The following is a 20,624-nucleotide window of genomic DNA, read 5'->3' as shown; positions in this document are numbered from 1 at the left end:
AGAGCACGATGGGATTGATTCTGTGGTTGATCATTGGCGGTCTGGCGGGTTGGATTGCCGGTAATATCATGCGCGGCGGCGGCTTTGGCATCCTCGGCAATATCGGCGTGGGGATTGTCGGGGCAGTGATCGGCGGTTTCCTGTTCAGCCTGCTGGGGCTGCAGTCCGGCGGCTTCATTGGCTCGCTGGTCACCGCCACGGTAGGTGCGGTGGTCCTGCTATGGGTGATTTCCAAGGTGCGCAGCGCCTGACGACATCGCGGCACGCGACTGAGCACCGCCCGGCACCTGCCGGGCGGTGTGCGTTCAGGCCTGTTGAATGGGGTCGGGCATGGCCGGGAAGCGTGGCGGATATGCCTCCATGAAGGCATGGCAGACGCGCAGCACACGCTGGTCGTCGAACTTGCCGCCGGCCAGTTGGAAGCCCACCGGCAGCCCCTTGTCGGTAAAGCCGCAGGGCACCGAGGCGGCGGGCTGCTGGCTGAGGTTGAAGGGGTAAGAGAAGGGCGCCCAGTCCTCCCAGTCCTGCATGCCGCTGCCCGGCGGTACCTCGTGGTTGATGGCAAACGGCTCGACGGCCACTGCCGGGGTCATCAGCAGATGATAGTCGCGATTGAAGTGTTCCAACCGCTCGGTCAGCCGTGCGCGCTCGCTGAGGGCGCGGAACAGATCCACCGACGACAGCGACTCGGCGCGCAGCGCATTCGAGACCAGACCGGGGTCGAGCTGTTCGCGCTGACTGGCGCTCAGCTGCTGGTACATGTCCAGCGAGGCGGTGAACCAGATGGTCTGGAAGGTGGAGAGCGGTGAGGCGAAACCGGGGTCGACCTCAACGATCTCGGCGCCGAGTGCCGCGAGCTTGTCGGCGGCCTCCCTGACGCGCTGGGCGACCTGGGGGTCGACCTTGGCATAGCCGAGGTCGGCGGAGTAGGCGATGCGCAGCCCTTCGATGCCCTGGCCGATATCGCTGCCCCAGTCGTCGGGCTGGCCGCGGATGGCGTAGGGGTCGTGGTAGTCATAGCGGCCGATCACGTTGAGCATCAGGGCCGCATCGCCCACGGTGCGGGTGATTGGACCGAGGTGCGAGAGTGTCGGCTCCTGGGAGGGCGGCCACTGGGGCACCCAGCCGAACGACGGCTTGAAGCCGAAAGTGCCGGTGAAAGCGGCGGGAATGCGAATCGAACCGCCAGAGTCGCCGCCCTGGTGCAGCACGCCCATGTTCAGCGCCGCGGCGACGCCCGCGCCGCCGGAGGAGCCGCCCGGGGTCAGCCGGGTATCCCAGGGGTTGCGGGTGGCGCCGTGGACGAGACTGTCGGTCACGCCCTTCCAGCCGAACTCCGGCGTATTGGTCTTGCCGAGCAGGATCGCCCCGGCCTCGCGCAGCTTTCGGGCCGGCGGCGAGTCGTGCTCACGGGGGACGTCATCGGTGGTCAGCGAGCCGTCCCGGGAGGGCATGCCGGCCACCGCGGTGAGGTCCTTGAGCGACACCGGCACGCCGTCGATGGCGCTCAGCGGCTCGCCCTTGCCCCAGCGCCGCGCCGAGGCTCGGGCGGCTTTCTCGGCACCCTCGTGATCGACGTATACATAGGCGTTGACGGCAGGATTGAAGCGTTCGATCCGTTCGAGGGCGGCGCGGGTGGCCTCCAGCGGCGAGCAGTCGCGGCGTCGATAGCGCTCGACGAGATGGGCGGCGTCGAGAACGCCGAGGTCTGTGTCGTTCACACGTCTCTCCTTGTGTGGGTGGCGTCGCATCATGCGTGGCTACCAGCCTAGGAGAGTCACGGTGTGTCCTACAAGGGGTCAGCGGGGCAGCAGCTTGCGGTAGCGGTCGAGCTGCTGATCGAGCCAGGCGCCGCGGGGGGCGCCCTCAAGGTCGCGTCCCGGCACCCTGAGCTCGAGCACGAACACCCCCTGGTGTGCCTGGCCAAGCCGGCGAGCGGCCAGCGCCGCAAGCGCGCCCTCGAGACGCTGGGGGCGGCGCCAGGTCAGCCATAGCGCCCGCTGTTCGAGCAGGTAGTCGAGCCGGGCGGCATCCTCGAGCACCGACATGGCGCCATGAACCAGGCCCTGGGAGAGGCTCTCGAGGGTGCGATAGGCCGGTGCTCCGGCGGCGCGGCAGGCGTGGCTACCCTCGACCCGGCAGCGCTCACGAGCCTCGGCGTCGGCGGGCCAGTTGCCGCCGCGCAGCCGCGCCGGCGACGCGCTGACCAGTTGGGTAAGGGCCACGCAGGGGGTGGCGTCAGCCAGCGGCTTGGACGCCTCGGCGACATGGCAGCCGGCCATGGCCCCGCGCAGCCAGCGGTAGTCGCAGGCGCGCTGCACGGTGGCGCGGGCGTCCGCCAGCGAGTGGTGGGCGCCGTGCAGCGAGCGCAGCAGAGAGAGGGTGCGAAACATCGAAGGTCCTTGGGCGCAGGCAGTGTCGTGCAAAGCCAGGGCAAGGATATCACCAAAAAAACCGCCCGGCTGCGGTCAGCCGGGCGGTGGGTAGTGACGACTAGGGGCTGACTCAGGCGGTGGCACTTGCCTTCTGGCCGACCAGTTCCTTGAGGCACGACTCGAGGATGCCAAGGCCCTCTTCGAGGATGTCGTCCTCGATGGTGACCGGCATCAGGAAGCGGATGGTGTTGCCGTACATGCCGCAGGAGAGCAGGATCAGGCCGTTGTCGCGGGCCTTCTTGCACAGCGCCGCGGCCAGCTCGGCGTCCGGGGTGTGGTTGGCCTTGTCGGAGACCAGGTCGAAGGCCGCCATGGCGCCCATGTTGCGCCCGTTGTCGATGCAGTCGAAGTCCTGCTGCCAGGTGGCGAAGCGCTTGGCCAGCTTGTCGCCCAGGGCGTTACTCTTGGCGAGGATGTTCTCCTCCTCGAAGACCTCGAGTACCGCCAGGGTCGCGGCGCAGGAGACCGGGCTGCCGGTATAGGTGCCGCCCAGCGAGTTGCCGCCAGAAGCGTCCATCACCTTGTCGGTGCCGACCACCGCGGAGATCGGCATGCCGTCGGCCATGCTCTTGGCCATGGTCATGATATCGGGCTCGACGCCGCTGTGCTCGATGGCGAACATCTTGCCGGTGCGCCCGAAGCCCGACTGCACCTCGTCGATGATCATCAGGATGCCGTGCTCGTCGCAGATCTCGCGGATCGCCTTGAGGAAGCTGGTCGGCGCCGGATAGAAGCCGCCCTCGCCGAGCACCGGCTCGAGCACGATGGCTGCGGTGTCCTTGGGGTTGGCGTCGGTCTTGAGCGCCATCTTCAAGCCACGCAGGGCTTCGTCTTCGCTGACACCGTGGTAGGGCACCGGGAAGGGCGCACGGAAGACGTTGCCGGGCATGCTGCCGAAGTCGGTCTGGTAGGGCGCGACCTTGCCGTTCATGGCCATGGTCATGAAGGTACGGCCGTGATAGCCGCCGTCGAAGCAGATCACGTTGTTCTTGCCGGTGGCGGCGCGGGCGACCTTGACGGCGTTTTCCAGCGCCTCGGCGCCGGAGTTGGCCAGCATCACCTTGGCGTGGCCGCGCACCGGGGTGATCTGGCTGAGCTTCTCGGCCACCTTCACGTAGCCCTCGTAGGGCATCACGGTCTGGCAGGTGTGCATCACCTTGTCGAGCTGGGCCTTGACCGCTGCGACCACCTTGGGATGGCGGTGGCCGATATTGAGCACGCCGATGCCGCCGGCGAAGTCGACGAAGCGGTTGCCGTCGGCGTCCCACACCTGGGCGTTCTCGGCGCGGTCGGCGAAGGCCGTGGCGGGGCTGGCGGCGCCGTTGGCCACATAGCGCTGCTTGAGGTCGTTGAGCTCTGCATTAGTCATCGTGTCACTCCTTGGATCGTTGGTAGGGGGGCGCTCACAGGCCGCCGATACACACATACTTTAGCTCAGTGAAGTCATCCAGGCCGTGGTGCGACCCTTCACGGCCCAGGCCCGATTCCTTGACGCCGCCAAACGGCGCAAGTTCGGTGGAAAGCAGACCTTCATTGACTGCTACCATGCCATACTCGAGGCCTTCCATGACATGCCAGATGCGCCGATAGTCGCGGGCATAGAAGTAGGCGGCGAGGCCGAACTCGGTAGCGTTGGCCATGGCGATGGCCTGTTCGTCGGTGTCGAAACGGAACACCGGGGCCAGCGGGCCGAAGGTCTCCTCGCGGGCCACGCGCATCTCGGCGGTAACGTCGGCGACCACGGTGGGCTGGAAGAAGTTGCCGCCCAGGACATGCGGTTCGCCGCCGCATACCAGCCGCGCGCCTTTCTCCAGGGCGTCGTGGATATGCGACTGGACCTTGTCCACCGCCGCGGCATTGATCAGCGGCCCCTGCGTCACGCCCTCATCGAGGCCGTCGCCGACCTCGAGCTCGGCGACGCGGGCGGCGAGTTTCTCGAGGAAGGCATCATAGACGCCGTCCTGAACCAGGAAGCGGTTGGTGCAGACGCAGGTCTGACCGGCGTTGCGGAACTTGGAGGCGATGGCGCCCTCCACCGCGGCGTCGAGGTCGGCGTCGTCGAAGACGATGAACGGCGCGTTGCCGCCCAGTTCCATGGAGACCTTCTTGACCGTGCCGGCGCACTGCGCCAGCAGCTTCTTACCCACCGGCGTCGAGCCGGTGAAGGAGACCTTGCGCACCCGCGGGTCGCTGGTCAGCACCTCGCCAATGGCCGCCGGCTTCTCGGCGGTGACCACGTTGAGCAGGCCGGCGGGAAAGCCGACCTGCTCGGCGAGGCGCGCCAGGGCCAGGGCGGTCAGCGGGGTGGCCTCGGCGGGCTTGATCACCACCGGGCAGCCGGCGGCCAGCGCCGGGGCGCACTTGCGGGTGATCATCGCCAGCGGGAAGTTCCACGGAGTGATGGCGGCGACCACGCCGACCGGTTCGCGCAGCACCAGCAGGCGCTTGTCGGCGCCGTGGCTGGGCAGCGTCTCGCCGGCCATGCGCTTGGCCTGCTCGGCGTAGAACTCGATGAAGCTGGCGCCGTAGGCAACCTCGCCGCGGGATTCGGCGAGCGGCTTGCCCTGCTCCAGGGTCATCAAGCGTGCCAGGTCTTCCTGGTGGGCCATGATCGCCTCGAACCAGGCGCGCAGCAGCGCGCTGCGCTGCTTGGCCGGGGTCTTGCGCCACGCCGGCCAGGCCGCCTCGGCGGCGGCCACGGCGTCGCGCGCGGCGTCGGCGTCGAGGTCGGGCACTTCGGCGAGCACGTCGCCACTGACCGGGTTGGTCACCGCGAAGCGCCGCTCGGCGTCGCGCCAGGCGCCGGCAATGAACGCCTTGTCGATCATCAGATCGGGGATTGTGTGTATGGGCATGCTGCCTCCTCAGGGTCGATGGGCTGATTGTTATCATAATTGACGTAGTGTGCAATATATAAAACGATTCGGCGGCCATATTGCCCTGTTTGGCCGTCAACCATCGGCGGCCTGTACGCTTTCGGCTACACTGGGCGCCGATTTATGCGTTGCCGTCTTTCGTGATGTAGAGGTGAGTCTTGGTCGATCCCCTGAATGCCTGGTGGGCGCAACAACTGGTGCTGTGCGGCTGGGCCTTCGAGCCCGACCCGACGGCGGTGTCGGCGGAGCTGGCCGCCGAGCGGCTGAGCTACCTCGGGGTCGAGGAGCGCAGCGAACTCGGCTGGCGATTGCTCGAGGCGTTCCCTGCGGGCCCGCCCAATGCCCTGTGCCAGCTCGATGCCCTGGAGCTGCTGGCGCTGGCGGCGGCAGCGGGCTGGCTGCCCGGCGAGCAGGCGCGGGCCTGGGTCAGGCGCCTGGCCGACGATATCTGCGCCCACTACCGTGATCTCGGCGAGTGGCTCAAGGCGCTGCTTGCCATCCGCAGTGGCGAGGGCTGGGTGCGCGGCGACGACGGCTTCTATGAAGCCTGTGAGGCGCTGGCGCGCCTCGAGCAGGACGGTGACGGCGTGACCTGGGAGATGCTCGCTGCGCGCCTGGCGCGGCGCGAGGCGCCGGCCCCGCTCTGGCCGAGCGCCCCGCGGGAGTCGGTGTGGCGCCTGCGTGCGGCCTTCGCGCCGACCCTGGCGCTGCCGCCGAGCCCCGGCCTCGACTGGCCCGATGTGGCCGGCTGGCTGGGTGAGGTGTGGCAGGTGCATGAGCGTGACGGGCTGATCCGCCTGATACTGTGGCTGGCCGGGCAGGGCGACCGCTACGGCTGGGACCTCGACGCCAGCCGCCTGCTCGAGCAGGACGCCGAGCAGCGCCAGGCGTGGCTGGCCGGGCTGCAGGGTGCCGAGCCCTACGGCCATATGCTACTGACCTTCGTGGCCCGCGGCGAGCCGTTGGAGTGGGCGGCCTGGGACTGGCTGCGGATGGTCGAGCTGGCGCATGCCGGCTGGTGCCTGGAGTGGCTCAGCCAGGAGGAGGCCGAGGATTTCGCCGGCCATGCCCTGGATCTGCTGGCGCGGCGCTACAGCGACTGGATGGCGCTGGTCAACGCCTACCAGCGCGGACGCAGCCTGTTCGACGGGCGCGATCGCTGCGGTGAGGTGCCCGGCGACTGGGGGCTGCTGCTGCAGTCGGCGGTCAGTCCCTGGCGCGAGCCGCTGGCCGACTTGCTCGAGGAGCCGCTGCGCCAGCGCAGCCGCACAGCGATGCGCGCCTGGCGCCGTGAGCCGCGTCACTGGGTGCTGGCGCTGGCCTCGATCCGCGAACCCGACCTGCTCTATTGCCAGGGTGTGTCGCCAGCGCTGAGCGAGGCCCGCAGCGATGACGCCCGCGGCTACCTGCGCGAGACGCTGGGGCTGTTCCCTGACGACGGCGCCGACGGGCTGCGCCGCTACTGGCTGCCGGCCCAGGCCCACCATCTCAACCAGCTGGCCGCCGATGCCAGCCATGCGGCGCTGCCCAGGACGCGCACTCCCTTTGGTGAGCCGCCGGCCGCGGCGCTGGCCCAGCGCGATGCGCTGGCCGGCTGCAGCCGCCATGCCGCCACCATTCACATGGCCGAGAAGTACGCTTTCTACCTGCAGATGGCGATGGACAGCGGCGAGTTCGACGCCGCGGCTCTGGCTGACCAGGCCGAATCGCTGCGCGGCGTGCTGTGTCGCTTCTATCCCGATGCGCGGCGCCTGTTGAGCGCCTGGTCGGCCTGGGAGAGCGTGCTGCCCGACGGCGAGGGGCCGCTGCTGAGCCACGAGATCTGCTGGCACCGCGACGATCCCGGCAGCCCCTTCCACTGGCTGGACTGGAAGCCAGGGGCCTGGCAGGAGCCCGGCGAGCGTCCCAGCCTGCCGCGCTTCACCGCGCTGGCGCTGGTCGGGCCGCTCAACACCAGCGCCTGGAGCGAGCCGCTACCCGAGAGCCCCAGGGAGTGCGAGGCGATCCGCGAGTGGCTCGACGGCCACTACGGCCTGCACAGCGCCGCGGGCGTGGCCGAGTTTCTGGATTTCCTGCTCGGTTCCGGGGATCGCCAGGAATTCCAGATCAACTATGCCCCCTATACCCTCAACACCGCCCGCCTGGCGTCCGAAATCGCCACCCTTGAGTCCGGTGATTGCGGCGAAGAGGAGCGCAATCACCTGCTGCGGCTGGCGCGGGTGCGCGACAACGAGGATGGCTGCAACGATATCGACATGACCGCCTGGGACATCGCCCAGGCGGTGGACCTGGCGATTGCCGCGCGTCAGCTGGCCTGGCTCGATGAAGCGGCCTTCGCCGCGGTGCTGGAGCGCGCCACGCGGCTGGCCGCCGAGCACTACGCCGGCTGGTCGGCCTACGCCCGCGGTCTCTACGCCGGTTTCTCGTTCTTCATGGGCGAGACCGAGGAGCGGTCAGATTTCCTGGCCAGCTTCCGCGAGGCACTGGTGGCCTGGCTCACCGGCGCGCCGCCGCTGGCCGGCGCCTGGGCGAGCCTCGACTTCCCGGGGGCACGGCCGCGGCACTGGGCGCCGATGCATATCGATACCCTGCCGGGGGATGCGCGCACCCTTCATTAACCAAACGTTACGTTCCCGGCTGTCGCCAGGCGCCATAACATGGATTATATTCAACAGGTTTTTGTCAACAGGCGCTTCCTGTCAGGTGCCTGATTTTCCCTTGGCATCGGACCGCTGACAGGCCGCTATGGACGTGGTACGTCGGGCATCCGCCCTGGGCACCACTTCCACAGCGACGTCACACTGCCCCCGACATGCGTGATTACGCGTGCTGGTGGCAAGGCGCGGTTCGCGCATTCGTGAACGAGGTCGCTTAATGTTGCGTATTGCTGGCGTATGTCTGCTTCTCGGTATCGTGGCTGGCTGTGCTGGAACCCCGCAGGAAGAGCCGCCCGCCGAGTACTTCGGTACTTCCCTGCCGTCTCTCGACCGTGACCCGCTGATGTCTCCGGTGGACAACCCGACCCGCGAACTGCGCAGTTTCCAGCGTCCCTCGCCGGCGCTGGTGCGCCAGGCACTGCTGGCGCAGCACGAGCGCTGGGTGGGCACCCCCTATCGCCTGGGCGGCGAAGGCCAGGCCGGCATCGACTGCTCGGCGCTGATGCAGCATGTCTTCAACGACAGCTTCCGCATGGACCTGCCGCGCACCACCGAGTCCCAGGCGCTGCAGGGCAGCCGCATCGAGCGTAGCGAGCTGCGTCCCGGTGATCTGGTGTTCTTTCGCCCGCCGGGGCCTTACAACCACGTCGGCGTCTATGTCGGCGACGGCTACTTCCTGCACGCCTCCACGTCCCAGGGGGTGATCCTCTCCGAGATCGATAACACCTACTGGCAGCGCCACTACTGGCAGTCGCGGCGGCCCATGGACCAGACCCAGCTGGCACAGCGCGCGGCCTGGACTCAGCGCGGCTGATCGGGGTGCTCCAGCACGAAGTCGACGAAGGCCTGCTCGGCCCGTGACAGGCCACTGCCACGGGCCCAGGCCAGCGAGAGTTCCAGCCACGCCTCGGGGGCGAACGACACCGCGGCCAGCCCCGGCTCGTCGATCACCCGGCGCAGGAAGGTGGTGATCCCGAACCCCTGGCGGACGATGGCCTTGGTCAGCGGAATCAGGTTCGACTGAAAGGCCACGTCGGCCTGGTGGTCACCCGCCTCGGCCAGGGCATCGACGAACTCGCGGTGAAAGTAGCCGTCCTGAAACAGCACCAAGGGCTCGCTGAAGAAGTCCGCCGGCGAGACGCTGGCGCGTCCGGCAAACGGATGATCCTCGGGTACGCAAACCACCATCTCCTCGCGCAGGAAGCGGCGCCGCTCCAGCCCCTGGCTGGTGGCATCGTCGATCACCACACCCAGATCCAGCTCGCCAGCGTTGATCATGTGCTGCAGGCGACGCGTGCCGGCCTCGACCACCGTCAGGCGGATGCCCGGGTGGCGCGCCTTGAAGCCCATCAGCAGCGGCGGAAAGTAGTAGGAGCCGAGCATCGAGGGAATGCCGATGCGCACCTCGCCCTTGACCAGGCCGTGCAGCTCGCGCATCGCCAGATGGGCCGCCTCGGCGCGCTCGAGCAGCGCCTTGGCGTGGGCGTAGAGCGCTTCGCCTTCGGCGGTGAGGCTGATGCGTCGCTCGTGGCGATGGAAGAGGGTCAGCTCGAGGCGCTTTTCGAGATTGGCGATGGTCTGGCTGATGGCCGACTGAGCGACATGCAGCTCGCGGGCGGCGGCGCTGAAGCCGCGCTGGTCGGCGACGCTGACGAAGCACTGTAGGGCGCGCAGATCGAAGGGTAGGCTCATAAGAAAATCCGATGGCGGCTATCAAAAGTTGCTGTTTGGCTTATTGGTCCGAGACGACGATCATGCCTCTCCCACGGGGAGACGTCCATGATCGAAGCCCATAGCCGCGCCTGGTGGCGTGCCACCCTGGCCCTCTGCCTGGGATCCTTCACGGTATTCATCAATCTCTACGCGCCGCAGCCGCTGCTGCCGGAGCTGCGCCAGGTATTCGGTATCTCGACCCTGGCCGCAGGGTTGGTGATGTCGGTGTCGACGCTGGCGCTGGCGCTGGCGCTGCTGGTGTTCGGTACGCTCTCCGACGCCATCGGCCGTCGCGGCATCATGCTGGTGACCCTGGTGCTGACCACCCTGTGCAGCCTGGGACTGGCGCTGGCGCCGAACTACCCTACGCTGCTCGCGCTGCGGGCCGTGCAGGGATTCGTACTGGGTGGCCTGCCGGCGGTGGCCATCGCCTGGATGGGCGACGAGTTCGACAGGCGTGGACTGATGCTGGCGGTGGGGCTGTATATCAGCGCCAACACCCTGGGCGGCATCGGCGGTCGTGTCATGGGCGGTTTCGCCGCCGATCTGGGCGGCTGGCAGGCTAGCTTCGCGACCGTCGGCGTGGTCAGCGTGGTGTGCGTGGCGCTGTTCTGGAAGCTGCTGCCGGCATCGCGCCACTTCGCGCCGCAGCCGTTTCGGCTGACGGCGGCGCTGGCCTCGATCGCCGGCCACCTGGGCAATCCGCTGCTGCTCGGTGCCTACCTGATCGGTGGACTCAACTTCCTGATTTTCATCAACCAATACAGCTATATCACCTTCCGCTTGAGCGAGGCGCCCTACGGCCTGGCCACCCAGTGGCTGGGGATGGTCTTCGTCACCTACCTGGGCGGCACCCTGGGCGCCTCGCTGTCCGGGCGGGCCGCCCAGCGGCTGTCGCAGCCGCGTTGCATGATGCTGGGCATCGCGATCTTTGCCGCCGGCACCCTGCTGACCCTGGCCGGGTCGCTGGCGGCGATCATCATCGGATTGACCGTCAACGCCTTCGGCTTCTTCTTCGCCCACTCGACGGCCTCGAGCTGGGTCGGTCGCCAGGCCAAGGCGGCACGCGGCAGCGCCTCGGCGCTCTACCTGGTGTTCTACTACGTTGGCGCCAGCCTCGGCGGCTTCTACCTGGAGCCGTTCTGGCAGCTGGCCCACTGGTGGGGCGTGGCGCTGGCCTCGTGGCTGGTATTGGCGGTGACCCTGGCGCTGGCCGCACGGCTAGGCCGTCAGGAGCGCCGCCTGGCGGGCTGAGGGCGCACTACAAGCCGCCGGCTTCATCCCCCCAGATCTCCTCGAGGCGCTCTTCACGGCCGCAGGCCGACTTGTAGAAGCGGTAGCGCAGCGGGTTCTCCTGATAGTAGTTCTGGTGGTAATCCTCGGCCGGGTAGAAGGTTTCGAAGTCATAGATCCGGGTCGCGATGGGCTGGTCGAAGCGCTCGGCCACGGCGTCCCGGCTGGCCTCGGCCAGGGCGCGCTCCTCGTCGCTGGCGGTGAAGATCGCGCTGCGATAGGCCTCGCCGGCGTCGCAGAACTGACGGTCTTCGACGAAGGGGTCGACGTTGCGCCAGAACACATGCAGCAGCGTCTCGTAGTCGACCTGGGACGGGTCGTATTCGACCTTGACCACTTCGGCATGCCCGGTGCCGCCGGCCACTACCTGCTCGTAGCTGGGGTTTTCGACGTCACCGCCGCTGAAGCCGGAGGTCGTGGCGAGCACGCCGTCGACGGCATCGAAGAACTCTTCCACGCACCAGAAGCAGCCGCCGGCGAAGACCGCCTCGGCCGTCGACTGGTTGGCCTCTTCGGCGTGGGCGGCGAGTGGCAGCAGGGCAAGCAGGGCGTAGCGAAGCGGACGAATCGGTGGCATGGTAATTGACCGGTTGCGGGACGATGACTGCTTTGATGGCCTGATGGCATAGGGGTTCCCCGGGTACTTGCGGCTGCCGGTGTAAGGAAGCCAGGCCCCAACGCGACTTAGCGCCAACCTGATGCGCAGTTTCCTCTAAGAATAGGGCGCCGGGAGGCGTGCGTAACCTGAGGCTCAGGCAGGTACCCCGATCATGGAGAGACGAGCTTGGCACAACGACGACTATGGATCCTGGCCGGTATTGCGCTGGTCGTGGCGACATTCTTTATCAGCGGCGCGCACCAGTGGCTGACCCTCGACAACCTAAGGGCCAATCAGGCCGAGTTCCAGCACTGGTTCGGCGAGCGGCCGCTGCTGGTCGGCGGCGGGTTCTTCCTGATCTACACGCTGATGGCCGGGCTGTCGCTGCCCGGCGCCACACTGCTGACGCTGCTCGGCGGGGCGCTGTTCGGCTTCGGCTGGGGGCTGTTGATCATCTCCTTCGCCAGCACCCTGGGCGCGACCCTGGCCTTCCTGATCGCGCGGACCCTGGCCCGCGGCCCGCTGGAGCGTCGCTTTGCTTCGCAGCTCGACAGCATCAACCGCGGCATTCAGCGTGAGGGCGCGCTGTATCTGTTCACCCTACGTTTGATTCCGCTGTTCCCGTTCTTCGTCATCAACCTGGTGATGGGGCTGACGCGCATGAAGGTGACGACCTTCTATTGGGTCAGTCAGCTGGGCATGCTGCCCGGCACCGCGGTGTTCGTGAACGCCGGCCGCGAGCTCGGCAGCCTCGAGTCGCTGGGCGGGATCCTGTCGCCGACGCTGATCGTGTCGTTCGTGCTGATCGGGCTGTTTCCACTGCTGGCACGCTTCACGGTGGAGGCCATCAAGCGTCGACGGCTGGCCAAGGCCTACCACCGCCCGCGCAGCTTCGACTACGACATCGTGGTGATCGGCGCCGGCTCGGCGGGGCTGGTGGCGAGCTATATCGCCGCGGCGGTCAAGGCGCGGGTAGCGCTGGTGGAGCGCGATGCCATGGGCGGCGACTGCCTGAATACCGGCTGCGTGCCCTCCAAGGCGCTGATTCGCGCCGCCCGCGCCGCCCATGAGGCGCGCAGCGCCAAGCGCTTCGGGGTTCACCTCGGCGCACCCGATATCGATTTTCACGGCGTCATGGCGCATGTCCACGCGGCCGTTGCCAAGGTCGCCCCCCACGACAGCCCGGCTCGCTATCGCGGGCTCGGCGTGGACGTGGTGCACGGCGAGGCGCACCTGCAGACGCCGTGGGAGGTGCGCGTCGGCGAGCGGGTGCTGACCAGTCGCCATGTGATCATCGCCAGCGGTGCGCGTCCGCGGGTGCTGCCGCTGCCGGGCATCGCTGCCGACGAGATGCTGACCTCCGACAACCTGTGGCAGCTCGAGCGGCTGCCCGAGCGGCTGGTGGTGATCGGCGGCGGGCCGATCGGCTGCGAACTGGGCCAGAGCTTCGCGCGGCTGGGTAGCCGGGTAAACCTGGTCGAAGGCGCCGCCCAGCTGCTGCCGCGGGAGGATCGCGACGTCGCCGAGGCGCTCGAGGCCGGGCTGCGCGAGGAGGGCGTGGCGCTGCATCTGGGCTGTCGCGCGGTGGCGGTGGAGCCGGGTCCCAGTCACGCCGAGCGCGGCAAGGTGCTGGTCATCGAGCGCGGCGACGGCAGCCAGGCACGCCTCGTCTTCGACCGCCTGCTGATGGCGGTGGGACGCGAGGCCAACGTGACCGGATTGGGACTGGAGGCGCTGGGGATTGCCACCCGTGCCAACGGCACCCTCGATGTCGACGAGACCCTGCGCAGCGTGCACCCCAATATCTGGGCCTGCGGCGACGTCGTGGGACCCTACCAACTGACCCACGCCAGCGCCCACCAAGCCTGGCACGCCACCGTCAACGCCCTGTTCGGCGAGGTCAAGTGCTTCGCGGTCAGCTACCGGGCGCTGCCGGCGGTGACCTTCAGCGACCCCGAGGTGGCGCGGGTCGGGCTTAGCGAGCGCGAGGCCGAGGCGCGCGGGGTCGCGTATGAGCTGACCCGCTACGAGCTCGGCGAGCTGGACCGCGCCATCGCCGACGGCTACGACCGCGGCTTCGTCAAGGTGCTGACGGTGCCCGGCAAGGACCGGATCCTCGGCGCCTGCGTGGTCGGCCACGGCGCCGGCGAGCTGCTCGCCACCTTCACCCTGGCGATGACCCGCAATATCGGCCTCAACAAGCTGCTGGCGACCATTCATCCCTATCCGAGCTATTCGGAGGCGGCCAAGGCCAGCGCCGGTGTGTGGAAGAATGCCCACAAACCCGAGCGTGTGCTCGACTGGCTGGCGCGCTACTTCCGCTGGCGGCGGCGCAGCGGCAAGCCACACCTGATCGATGCCCGTGAGGAGCGCAGCTGATGCTCGACCGCTGGACTATGCCGTTGACCCAGGCGCCGCTTGGATGGATGGCTGCAGCGCTGGCACGACGCGGCGTGCAAGCGGATCATGTCACCCTGGCGGCCTTCGCGGTGGGCATGCTGGTGCTGCCGCTGCTGGCGCTGGAGTGGTACGCCGCGGCGCTGGTGGTGATCCTGCTCAACCGGCTCGGCGACGGGCTGGACGGTGCCCTGGCGCGGCATACCCAGCGTGCCAGCGATGCCGGCGGTTTCCTCGATATCGGCCTCGACTTCGTCTTCTACGCCGCGGTGGTGCTGGGCTTTGCGCTGGCCGACCCGGCGGCCAACGCCCTGGCGGCGGCGCTGCTGCTGTTCGCCTTCATCGGTACCGGTACCTCCTTTCTGGCCTTCGCGATCATGGCCGCCAAGCACCGCCTGGAGCGGCCACGGTTTGAATCCAAGGCCTTCTACTACCTGCACGGGCTCACCGAGGGCACCGAGACGCTGTTCGCCTTCGTGCTGTTCTGTCTGTTTCCCCAGCACTTTGCGCTGCTGGCCACGCTGTTCGCGGTGGCCTGTCTGATCACCACCGCCACCCGGTTGTGGGGTGGCTATCGCACCCTGCGGGCACGCGAGGGTCAGGACTCGGGGTAGAGCTGACCGTTGTCTAGTCGCAGGCGACGCTGGCAGAGTCGCTGCAGCAGCGCCGGGTCATGACCGATCACCAGCATCCCCAGGGTGCGCTCCTGCGCTTCCTCGCGCAGCGCCTGCCATAGCGCTGCCTGGGTGATGGCGTCGAGCATCGAGGAGATCTCGTCGGCGATCAGGTAGCGAACCCCGGGCGCCAGGCCGCGCAGCACCACCACCCGCTGCAGCTCGCCGCCGGACAGTTCGTGGGGATAGCGTTCGAGCCAGGCGTCGTCGATGCCGAAGCGCCGGCGCTGCGCGGCGCTCGGCGACCAGGCCTCATTCAGTACGCGGCCGATGCGCCAGCGCGGATTGACCGCCAGCTCCGGCACCTGGGGCAGCCACTGCACCGGGTGCAGGCCGTGCCGCGGCAGCGCTGCGCCGTCGAGCCGCAGGCTGCCACGCCGAGGCGCAAGATGCCCGGCGAGCACCTGGCCGAGGGTCGACTTGCCGGACCCCGAGGCGCCGCTGAGGCCGACCCATTCCCCCGCTGCCAGCCGCAGCGAGAGCCCGCGCAGCACGCACTCGCCGGCACCATAGCCGAGCGTGATGTCGCGTGCCTCAAGCAAGCTGGGCGACCTCGTGCAGCGACGGCCGAGCGAAATCGTTGTCGGGCAGGGCCCGCCAAAGCGCCCGGGCGTAGTCGCTGGCCAGCGCCTCGCCACAACCCTGGAAGGCATCCGCCGGCGCGGTTTCCAGGGTGGTGCCGGCGTGGAACACCGTGACCCGGTCGGCCACGCGCAGCGCATGGCGCAGGTCGTGGGTGATCAGCAGCACGCCCTTGCCGGCGTCGGCTAGCTCGCGCAGCTGGTCGAGCACGCCGTCGCGCTGCTGCGGGTCGAGGCCGACGCTGGGCTCGTCGGCGATCAGCCACTCGGCGTCGCCGGCGGTGGCCATGGCCAGCAGCACCCGCCGCGCCATGCCGCCGGAGAGCTGGTGGGGGTAGCGCCGAGCGCTGTCGCCGACCAGGCCGAGCTGCGCCAGGGCGCGTTCGGCGGCCGCCCGCGGTGCGGCGGCGCCGGCACGCTGTGCCGCCCAGGCGACCTGACGCTGGCTACGTACCAGCGGATCCAGCGCCGCCAGCGACTGGGGAATCAGCGCCAGACGTTTGCCGCGCAGCGCCGCCTGGCGCGCCGCGTCAAGCGGCTCGCCGTCGAGCCACAGCTCACCGCGGCGCCGGGTGTTGCCGGGCAGTAGCCCCATCATGGCTTGGGCCATCAGGCTCTTGCCGGCCCCGGAGGCGCCCACCACGGCGTGCACTTCGCCGCGGGTCAGCGTCAGCGATACGTCGTGCAGGCAGGCGACCGCCTCGCGGCGCCATAGGCCGCGGTAGCGCAGGAAGTCGAGGGCGAGCTGGCGGATCTCGAGCATGGTCAGGCTCCGCTTGATGAGGTCGGGGTCATTGCTGGGCCTCGCGGGGGGTGAGCAGCCGCCGTAGGGCGCTGCCCAGGCGATCGAAGGTCAGCACCAGCAGCAGCAGGCCGAGCCCGGGGAAGACGCCCAGCCACCAGTAGCCGGCGCTGAGATAGCGCAGCGACTCGGCGAGTAGCACACCGATGGCGGGCTGACCCGGGCTAAGGCCGAAGCCGAGGAAGGTCAGCGCCGCCTCGTGGAGGATCGCATGGGGAAACAGCAGCAGGCCGCCGACCAGGCAGTGAGGCAGCAGTGCCGGCAGCAGGTGGTGGCGGATCACATGGCGGCGCGACTTGCCGAAACGCCGCGACAGGCGCACATAGTCGGCCTGGCGCAGCTGCAGCAGCTCGGCGCGCAGTACCCGGGTCAGGCTCGGCCAGTGGGTCAGTGCCACGGCAATGATCACCGCCTGGGTGCCGCCGCCCAGGGCGAAAGCGATCAGGATCAGCAGAATCAGATGCGGCAGCCCCAGCACGCTGTCGACCAGCAGCCCGACGGCGGCATCGGCGCGACGGTCGAGGCTGGCCAGGGCCGCCAAGGCCAGCGCGATCAGGGTACCGAGCAGTGCCGCCGCCGCGCCCACCCATAGGCTCAGTGCCAGGCCCTGCAGGGTGCGTGCGAACAGGTCGCGACCCAGCACGTCGGTGCCGAACCAGTGCTCGCCGCCGGGGGCCAGCAGGCGGGCCTGGAAGTCGCTGGCGGCGGCACGCTCGGCGAGCGTGGGCTGGGCGATCAGCAGCGCGACGAGGGCGGCCAGCAGGACCAGGGAGCCGAGTGCCAGGGCCAGCCGCGGATTGCCGCGCAGGGCCAGCGGTGGCGACGCATCACGGCTCATGTACGCACCTCGCGCAGGCGCGGGTCGATCAATCGGTAGAGGCCGTCGGCCAGGGCATTGCCGGCGCTGACGAACAGCGCGGTGAACAGTGCGATGGCCAGCAGCAGCGGGATATCGCTACGCAGGCCGGCCTCGACCGTGGCGCGACCCAGGCCGGGGTAGGCGAATACCTGCTCGACCAGGATCGAGCCGCCGAACAGCTCGCCGAGCGAAGCGAAGGCCAGCGTCAGCGCCGGCAGGCAGGCGTGCCGCGCGCCGTGGCGCCACGCCACCTCGCGCCGGCTGGCGCCTTGGGCAAAGGCGTGCAGGGCCACGTCGGAGCGCATCAGCTCGAGCATCCGCGCCCGGGTATGCAGGGTGATCTGGGCCACGCCGAGCAGGGACAGGGTCAACGCCGGCAGCAGCAGATGATGCAGGCGGCTGGCCAGGCCCACTTCGTCGCGGGTCATGCCGACGGGGCCGGCGCAGCACACCGGGGTCCAGCCCAGCGCTACCGAGAACAGCAGCAGCGCCAGGATCGCCAGCCAGAAGGTCGGCGTCGAGGCCAGGGTGTAGGCGTAGCGGCGGATCCAACGATCCGCCCAGCCGTCTTCGCGGGTGCCGGCCACCACGCCGAGGATGAAGCCGAACAGGGTGGCGCCCAGCCAGGCGCTGGCCAGCAGTGGCAGCGAGGCCAGGAAGCGGGTGCCGATCACCTCGCTGACCGGGGCGTTGTAGACCCGGCTCCAGCCCAGCTCGCCGCGCAGCAGGTTGCCAAGCCACAGCCCAAACTGCTGCGCTGCGGGCTGGTCGGCGCCCCAGCGTTCGGCAATCAGCGCCCGCTGCTCGGGGCTGACCTGGGCCAGCTGCGGGCCCAGGTAGGCGTCTACTGGGTCCACCGGCGAGGCCTGCATCAGGCCGAAGGCGGCCAGCGCCACTATCCCGAGCACCGCGATCAGGCGCAGCAGCCGCCTCGCCAACGGGGCGATCAAACGCATCATCCGTCGCACTGCCACTGCCATTCGAGCAGGTTGGCGGTGATCGGCCAGCCGTGGCCGTGGGGCGCGATGCCCAGCTCACCGAGGTCGAGGCAGTCGTCGACGAAGTAGAGGTGCTCGAGATTGACCAGCCAGGCCCAGGCGGCATCGCCGCGTACCCCGTAGCCCGCTTCGCCGTCCCACTGGGCCGCTCGCCAATGGGGCAGCGAGGCGTCGAAGCTCGCGGCGCTCTGGGCCGCCTCGAGGTGGGCGTCGACGGTCGGGTTGGCATACAAGCCGCTGTTGTAGTAATCCTGGCCGGCGTGCTGGCTGTGATAGAGGTAGTAGATCTCCTGCGGGCTGTGGCTGCCCCAGCCGAACAGGATGGCATCCTGATGCAGCGCCTCGCGGCGGATCTCGTCCCAGTGGCGGCCCGTCGGTTCGACCGCGATGCCCAGCGGGCGCAGCAGTTCGGCGACGCTCTCGGCGAGCAACTGGCGGGTGGTGTCGCCGGCAGGGTAGGTGAGCCGGAAGCCCGCCGCCTGGCCGTCGCGCCGGCGCAGGCCATCGCCCTGCAACTGCCAGCCTGCGGCGTCTAGCCGCTCGGCAGCGGCCTGCAGGTCGCCGTCGTCGACGCGTTCGGCGGCGTCGCTCCACGGCAGGCCGTCGGCGGGGCCGTAGGCCGGCTGGCCAAAGCCGTGCAGGGCGACCTCCACCAGCAGCTCGCGGTCGATGGCCAGGTTGACCGCGTGGCGGATCGCCGGGTCGGCGGTGACGTCATTGCCGATCGGCGCGCCGCTGTCGCTGACTTCACCGCGTGCGGGCTGCATGGGAAACAGGATGCCGCGGTTGTCGACGCTGCGCATGGCGACCCGGCGCATGCCGGCGGGCGGCTGGGCGGCCAGCGCCGGCGGAATCGCGGCCAGCTGCAGGCGGCCGGCATTGGCCGAGGCCAGCGTGGTATCCTCGCCGGTGAACTGGAACACCAGCCGTTGGAAGGGCGGTGTGTCGCCATGGTAGTAGGGGTTGCGTTCGACGATCAGTTGCTCGCCCTCTTGCCACTCGACCAGCCGGTAGGGGCCTGAGCCCAGCGGCGCCCGGCCGTAGCCGTCGTGGTAGCCGTTATCGCGGTCGGCGTCGGGGACGATGCCCAGGGTGTAGAGGGTGTCGACGAAGGTGATGCGCGGCTCTGTCAGGCTCAGCTGCACGCGGTGGTCGTCGAGGGCGTCGGCGCTGGCCAGTACGCTGAGGTCGGCGCGCCCTCCGGCGCGGGCGGCGGCGTTGAAGGTGAAGGCCACATCCTTGGCGGTCAGCGGGGTGCCGTCGCTGAAGGTGGCGTCGTCGCGCAGAGTGAGTGTCCAGCGCAGACGATCATCGGACAGCGTCCAGTCGCGGGCCAGCTCTGGCTGAGTCGCCAGGTCGGCATCGCGGCTCAGCAGCGTCGACTGGAACAGCGGGTGGCCGTAGTGGCCCCAGCCCAGCAGCGGGTCGAAGCCCTCGCTGGGCTCACCGCCGATGGCCAGTACCAGGGATGGCTCGGCGTGGGCGGCAGTCGCGCCGAAGGCGAGAGGCGCGACAAGCGTCGCAGCGGCCATCCAGCGTCGGCAGAATAGCGGCATCATGGGGTCCTTGGGCTTTTTTCTTTACCCTAAAGTCGAAGGGGTATGAAGTCTAGTCAATAACATCATACTTGTGTGGCGAGCGGCACGAGGCAAGGAGGGAGTGATGCAGCGGGTAACGGTGACATTGGACGATGCCCTGATGGCGGATCTGGATCGGTTGATCGTTCAGCGCGGCTACCAGAACCGCTCCGAGGCGATCCGCGACCTGGCGCGGGCAGGCATCAAGGAGACGGCCCTCGACGGCGATGCCGAGCAGCCTTGCGTGGGGGCGCTGGTGTATGTCTACGATCACGCCGCGCGTGAGCTGTCCAAGCGCCTGACCCACCACTCACATGCCCACCACCACTTGACCGTCTCGACCCTGCACGTGCATCTCGACCACCACAGTTGCCTTGAGATAGCCGTGCTCAAGGGGCAAGGCAGCGAAGTGCAGGGGTTCGCCAGCGAGGTGATCGCCGAGCGCAGCGTGCGCCACGGGCAACTGGTGCTGGTGCCACAGCGCGCCGACGGCGAGGCCTGAAACGACCGCGGGGCAGCCGATGGCTGCCCCGCGTGTCGGGTCGAGCGTAGCGAGCGTTTAGTGCTCCACGCCGCCCTCGCCGTGCACGTGGCCGTGCTCGAGCTCTTCCTGGCTGGCTTCGCGAACCGTGGCGATCTCGACGTCGAAGTTCAGCGTCTGGCCGGCCAGCGGATGGTTGCCATCCACGGTCACGGTGTCGCCTTCGACCTGAGTCACGGTGACCATCAGCGGGCCGCCCTGGGTCTGAGCCTGGAACTGCATGCCCGGCTCGACGCTCTCGACGCCTTGGAAGGCATCGCGGGGCACTTCCTGTACCAGCGACGGCTGGGTCTCGCCATAGCCTTCGGCCGGCTGAACGGTGACCTGCAGCTTCTCACCGCTCTCGCGGCCTTCGAGCTCCTTTTCCAGGCCCGGAATGATGTTGCCGGCGCCGTGGAGGTAAGTGAGCGGGTCGCGGCCTTCCGAGCTGTCCAGCACTTCACCTGCGTCGTTGGTCAGGGTGTAGTGAAACGCGACAACGGAGTTCTGCGCAATCTGCATTGATGAACCTTTGGTGAGTGCATGTCTCGGCAATGGTAACGTGCCGGTTGGGGGGCTGTCAGGGGCGCAGGGAATTTTTTCAGGTTTTGCCTGCCCATCATGATTGATGCTCAAGGCGAGTG

At 68.8% G+C, this 20,624-nt stretch carries 19 protein-coding genes; 7 read left to right on the top strand and 12 right to left on the bottom strand.

The genetic code is table 11. The annotated features are described in order from the left end of the window. Positions 1-8 precede the first annotated feature (8 nt). The gene (locus BWR19_14115) at positions 9-251 is read left to right on the top strand and encodes a transglycosylase (protein ID APX93976.1); all 243 of its coding nucleotides are present in this window, start codon (positions 9-11) and stop codon (positions 249-251) included. A gap of 54 nt (positions 252-305) precedes the next feature. On the opposite strand, the gene BWR19_14110 is transcribed toward BWR19_14115, so the two are convergent. The 4 genes from BWR19_14110 to gabD all read right to left on the bottom strand — a co-directional run bounded on the left by BWR19_14110 (position 306) and on the right by gabD (position 5,263). After that, positions 306-1,751, bottom strand: coding sequence for an amidase (locus BWR19_14110; GenBank protein ID APX95038.1), 1,446 nt, complete (start codon positions 1,749-1,751; stop codon positions 306-308). 48 nt (positions 1,752-1,799) lie between these two features. Next, on the bottom strand, positions 1,800-2,393 hold the full coding sequence (locus tag BWR19_14105) for a hypothetical protein (GenBank protein APX93975.1): 594 nt from the start codon (positions 2,391-2,393) through the stop codon (positions 1,800-1,802). A 112-nt stretch (positions 2,394-2,505) separates the two neighbouring features. Beyond that, complete coding sequence (locus BWR19_14100; protein ID APX93974.1) at positions 2,506-3,804, bottom strand: 4-aminobutyrate--2-oxoglutarate transaminase; 1,299 nt, start codon at positions 3,802-3,804, stop codon at positions 2,506-2,508. Between the two features lie 34 nt (positions 3,805-3,838). Next, positions 3,839-5,263: a succinate-semialdehyde dehydrogenase (NADP(+)) gene (gene gabD, locus BWR19_14095; protein APX93973.1), complete on the bottom strand. Its 1,425-nt coding sequence runs from the start codon at positions 5,261-5,263 to the stop codon at positions 3,839-3,841. A 206-nt stretch (positions 5,264-5,469) separates the two neighbouring features. Between gabD and BWR19_14090 the strand changes: the two genes are divergently transcribed. Beyond that, complete coding sequence (locus BWR19_14090) at positions 5,470-7,929, top strand: hypothetical protein (protein ID APX93972.1); 2,460 nt, start codon at positions 5,470-5,472, stop codon at positions 7,927-7,929. A 256-nt stretch (positions 7,930-8,185) separates the two neighbouring features. Beyond that, complete coding sequence (locus BWR19_14085; GenBank protein ID APX93971.1) at positions 8,186-8,782, top strand: glycoside hydrolase; 597 nt, start codon at positions 8,186-8,188, stop codon at positions 8,780-8,782. On the opposite strand, the gene BWR19_14080 is transcribed toward BWR19_14085, so the two are convergent. Continuing rightward, entirely contained in the window at positions 8,770-9,660 is an 891-nt protein-coding gene (locus BWR19_14080) for a LysR family transcriptional regulator (protein ID APX93970.1), read from the bottom strand. The genes BWR19_14085 and BWR19_14080 overlap by 13 nt on opposite strands. An 87-nt stretch (positions 9,661-9,747) precedes the next feature. Here BWR19_14080 and BWR19_14075 point away from each other — a divergent pair, with 87 nt between their 5' ends. Then, positions 9,748-10,935: an MFS transporter gene (locus tag BWR19_14075; protein APX93969.1), complete on the top strand. Its 1,188-nt coding sequence runs from the start codon at positions 9,748-9,750 to the stop codon at positions 10,933-10,935. Positions 10,936-10,942: 7 nt separating this feature from the next. On the opposite strand, the gene BWR19_14070 is transcribed toward BWR19_14075, so the two are convergent. Beyond that, positions 10,943-11,551 carry a peptide-methionine (S)-S-oxide reductase gene (locus BWR19_14070; protein ID APX93968.1) on the bottom strand — a complete coding sequence of 203 codons (609 nt, stop codon included), beginning with the start codon at positions 11,549-11,551 and terminating at the stop codon, positions 10,943-10,945. Positions 11,552-11,758: 207 nt separating this feature from the next. Here BWR19_14070 and BWR19_14065 point away from each other — a divergent pair, with 207 nt between their 5' ends. Together BWR19_14065 and BWR19_14060 are read left to right on the top strand one after the other, a co-directional pair. Continuing rightward, positions 11,759-13,951, top strand: a complete 2,193-nt coding sequence (locus BWR19_14065; GenBank protein APX93967.1) for a pyridine nucleotide-disulfide oxidoreductase — start codon at positions 11,759-11,761, stop codon at positions 13,949-13,951. Further along, positions 13,951-14,583 carry a hypothetical protein gene (locus tag BWR19_14060; GenBank protein APX93966.1) on the top strand — a complete coding sequence of 211 codons (633 nt, stop codon included), beginning with the start codon at positions 13,951-13,953 and terminating at the stop codon, positions 14,581-14,583. Before BWR19_14065 ends, BWR19_14060 begins: the two co-directional genes overlap by 1 nt. Here BWR19_14060 and BWR19_14055 read toward each other — a convergent pair. The 5 genes from BWR19_14055 to BWR19_14035 are packed head-to-tail and all read right to left on the bottom strand — an operon-like array spanning position 14,568 to position 19,415. Beyond that, a complete protein-coding gene (locus BWR19_14055; GenBank protein ID APX93965.1) occupies positions 14,568-15,185 on the bottom strand; it encodes a nickel ABC transporter ATP-binding protein in 618 nt (205 codons plus the stop codon). The genes BWR19_14060 and BWR19_14055 overlap by 16 nt on opposite strands. Continuing rightward, on the bottom strand, positions 15,178-15,987 hold the full coding sequence (locus tag BWR19_14050) for an ATPase (GenBank protein ID APX93964.1): 810 nt from the start codon (positions 15,985-15,987) through the stop codon (positions 15,178-15,180). Before BWR19_14050 ends, BWR19_14055 begins: the two co-directional genes overlap by 8 nt. A gap of 28 nt (positions 15,988-16,015) precedes the next feature. Continuing rightward, the gene (locus BWR19_14045; GenBank protein APX93963.1) at positions 16,016-16,864 is read right to left on the bottom strand and encodes a peptide ABC transporter permease; all 849 of its coding nucleotides are present in this window, start codon (positions 16,862-16,864) and stop codon (positions 16,016-16,018) included. After that, a complete protein-coding gene (locus BWR19_14040) occupies positions 16,861-17,841 on the bottom strand; it encodes an ABC transporter permease (GenBank protein ID APX93962.1) in 981 nt (326 codons plus the stop codon). The genes BWR19_14045 and BWR19_14040 overlap by 4 nt, the downstream gene beginning before the upstream one ends. Further along, a complete protein-coding gene (locus BWR19_14035; protein ID APX95037.1) occupies positions 17,841-19,415 on the bottom strand; it encodes a nickel ABC transporter substrate-binding protein in 1,575 nt (524 codons plus the stop codon). The genes BWR19_14040 and BWR19_14035 overlap by 1 nt, the downstream gene beginning before the upstream one ends. Before the next feature lie 130 nt (positions 19,416-19,545). Here BWR19_14035 and BWR19_14030 point away from each other — a divergent pair, with 130 nt between their 5' ends. Then, entirely contained in the window at positions 19,546-19,962 is a 417-nt protein-coding gene (locus BWR19_14030; GenBank protein APX93961.1) for a nickel responsive regulator, read from the top strand. Positions 19,963-20,019: 57 nt separating this feature from the next. Here the strand turns inward: BWR19_14030 and BWR19_14025 are convergent, their stop codons facing one another. Next, complete coding sequence (locus BWR19_14025) at positions 20,020-20,502, bottom strand: peptidylprolyl isomerase (GenBank protein APX93960.1); 483 nt, start codon at positions 20,500-20,502, stop codon at positions 20,020-20,022. Between the last annotated feature and the right edge of the window lie 122 nt (positions 20,503-20,624).

This window comes from Halomonas sp. 1513 (assembly GCA_001971685.1).
Lineage (GTDB): Bacteria > Pseudomonadota > Gammaproteobacteria > Pseudomonadales > Halomonadaceae > Franzmannia.
This window is presented reverse-complemented; position numbering and strand designations above follow the sequence as displayed.